The organism is Enterococcus bulliens, from assembly GCF_053761865.1.
In genome coordinates this window covers 1-1,986 of sequence record NZ_JBSMXK010000050.1, presented here as the reverse complement: position 1 = coordinate 1,986, position 1,986 = coordinate 1, and the positions used below count along the sequence as shown (strand labels likewise).

Genomic DNA, 1,986 nt, shown 5'->3' with positions numbered 1-1,986 from the left:
AAACGAGTAAGTTACGGATTTAAATCCTTTGACAATATGAGAACGAGAATTTTTATGATGAATCAATTAATCGTCATAAAATAACAAAAAAATCAGAGGAAGCAGATTTCTCTACTTCCTCTGATTTGTAAAATTTCTCTTCATCAGTCCTTATTGACAAAGAGCCATTATTTTTTATTTCAGTAAATACAAAAAAAGCATTCAATCATTTGATTGAATGCTTAATGATCCGTACGGGAATCGAACCCGTGTTACCGCCGTGAAAGGGCGGTGTCTTAACCGCTTGACCAACGGACCATATTAACGGAGAAGGAGGGATTTGAACCCTCGCGCCAGTTTCCCGACCTATACCCTTAGCAGGGGCACCTCTTCAGCCACTTGAGTACTTCCCCAAAACCAAAATGGTTTTATTATAAAACTAGTGGGCCTAAATGGACTCGAACCATCGACCTCACGCTTATCAGGCGTGCGCTCTAACCAGCTGAGCTATAGGCCCATAAAAACTAAAAGCGGGTGACGAGAATCGAACTCGCGATAACAGCTTGGAAGGCTGTAGTTTTACCACTAAACTACACCCGCAAATCGAATGGCGCGGGACAGAATCGAACTGCCGACACATGGAGCTTCAATCCATTGCTCTACCAACTGAGCTACCGAGCCAAGATAAGCGGTCCCGACGGGATTTGAACCCGCGATCTCCTGCGTGACAGGCAGGCATGTTAACCCCTACACCACGGAACCATATTAGTTTTTAATTGCGGGAGCAGGATTTGAACCTACGACCTTCGGGTTATGAGCCCGACGAGCTACCAGACTGCTCCATCCCGCGATAATATAAAAGGAGGATAAGGGATTCGAACCCTTGCACGGTTTTACCCGCCTGACGGTTTTCAAGACCGTTCCCTTCAGCCGGACTTGGGTAATCCTCCATAAAAAGCTGATGATCCGTACGGGAATCGAACCCGTGTTACCGCCGTGAAAGGGCGGTGTCTTAACCGCTTGACCAACGGACCATGTTATTATTAATGAAACTAAGTGGGCCTAAATGGACTCGAACCATCGACCTCACGCTTATCAGGCGTGCGCTCTAACCAGCTGAGCTATAGGCCCATAAAAACTAAAAGCGGGTGACGAGAATCGAACTCGCGATAACAGCTTGGAAGGCTGTAGTTTTACCACTAAACTACACCCGCGTGGCGGTCCCGACGGGATTTGAACCCGCGATCTCCTGCGTGACAGGCAGGCATGTTAACCCCTACACCACGGAACCATATTAGTTTTTAATTGCGGGAGCAGGATTTGAACCTACGACCTTCGGGTTATGAGCCCGACGAGCTACCAGACTGCTCCATCCCGCGATAATATAAAAGGAGGATAAGGGATTCGAACCCTTGCACGGTTTTACCCGCCTGACGGTTTTCAAGACCGTTCCCTTCAGCCGGACTTGGGTAATCCTCCGTAAAATAACAATGATAAAAAGTTCTTACAATGTCGCAATGGACCTTGTAGGACTCGAACCTACGACCGGACGGTTATGAGCCGTCTGCTCTAACCAACTGAGCTAAAGGTCCAGGCTCTTAAAAAAATATCGCGGCGAAGGGGATCGAACCCCCGACCTCCCGGGTATGAACCGGACGCTCTAGCCAGCTGAGCTACACCGCGAAAATCAAATTAAATATTAAAATGATAATGGAGCCTAGCGGGATCGAACCGCTGACCTCCTGCGTGCAAAGCAGGCGCTCTCCCAGCTGAGCTAAGGCCCCTTTAAAACTTTAGATCGGGAAGACAGGATTCGAACCTGCGACCCCTTGGTCCCAAACCAAGTGCTCTACCAAGCTGAGCTACTTCCCGAATATATAACGCGCCCAAGAGGAGTCGAACCCCTAACCTTTTGATCCGTAGTCAAACACTCTATCCAATTGAGCTATGGGCGCATAATGCCGAGGACCGGAATCGAACCGGTACGGTGATCACTCACCGCAGGAT

The 1,986-nt window shown here is 48.3% G+C and carries 19 tRNA genes; all 19 read right to left on the bottom strand.

Annotated features, from left to right (window positions below):
- Positions 1-225: 225 nt before the first annotated feature.
- Positions 226-297: transfer RNA gene (locus tag ACWOEC_RS12170), tRNA-Glu, on the bottom strand.
- A gap of 7 nt (positions 298-304) precedes the next feature.
- Positions 305-392 (bottom strand) — tRNA-Ser (locus ACWOEC_RS12165).
- Between the two features lie 30 nt (positions 393-422).
- Positions 423-496, bottom strand: a tRNA-Ile gene (locus tag ACWOEC_RS12160).
- 12 nt (positions 497-508) lie between these two features.
- A tRNA-Gly gene (locus ACWOEC_RS12155) sits at positions 509-579 on the bottom strand.
- Positions 580-587: 8 nt separating this feature from the next.
- A tRNA-Phe gene (locus tag ACWOEC_RS12150) sits at positions 588-660 on the bottom strand.
- An 8-nt stretch (positions 661-668) separates the two neighbouring features.
- A tRNA-Asp gene (locus ACWOEC_RS12145) sits at positions 669-741 on the bottom strand.
- A gap of 14 nt (positions 742-755) precedes the next feature.
- Positions 756-829, bottom strand: a tRNA-Met gene (locus ACWOEC_RS12140).
- Between the two features lie 10 nt (positions 830-839).
- Positions 840-929, bottom strand: a tRNA-Ser gene (locus tag ACWOEC_RS12135).
- 12 nt (positions 930-941) lie between these two features.
- Positions 942-1,013 (bottom strand) — tRNA-Glu (locus ACWOEC_RS12130).
- Between the two features lie 23 nt (positions 1,014-1,036).
- Positions 1,037-1,110, bottom strand: a tRNA-Ile gene (locus tag ACWOEC_RS12125).
- Positions 1,111-1,122: 12 nt separating this feature from the next.
- Positions 1,123-1,193, bottom strand: a tRNA-Gly gene (locus ACWOEC_RS12120).
- A gap of 1 nt (position 1,194) precedes the next feature.
- Positions 1,195-1,270: transfer RNA gene (locus ACWOEC_RS12115), tRNA-Asp, on the bottom strand.
- A 14-nt stretch (positions 1,271-1,284) separates the two neighbouring features.
- A tRNA-Met gene (locus ACWOEC_RS12110) sits at positions 1,285-1,358 on the bottom strand.
- Positions 1,359-1,368: 10 nt separating this feature from the next.
- Positions 1,369-1,458, bottom strand: a tRNA-Ser gene (locus tag ACWOEC_RS12105).
- Positions 1,459-1,497: 39 nt separating this feature from the next.
- Positions 1,498-1,571: transfer RNA gene (locus ACWOEC_RS12100), tRNA-Ile, on the bottom strand.
- Between the two features lie 17 nt (positions 1,572-1,588).
- A tRNA-Met gene (locus tag ACWOEC_RS12095) sits at positions 1,589-1,662 on the bottom strand.
- A gap of 28 nt (positions 1,663-1,690) precedes the next feature.
- Positions 1,691-1,763, bottom strand: a tRNA-Ala gene (locus ACWOEC_RS12090).
- Positions 1,764-1,777: 14 nt separating this feature from the next.
- A tRNA-Pro gene (locus ACWOEC_RS12085) sits at positions 1,778-1,851 on the bottom strand.
- 9 nt (positions 1,852-1,860) lie between these two features.
- Positions 1,861-1,934 (bottom strand) — tRNA-Arg (locus ACWOEC_RS12080).
- Positions 1,935-1,986 lie beyond the last annotated feature (52 nt).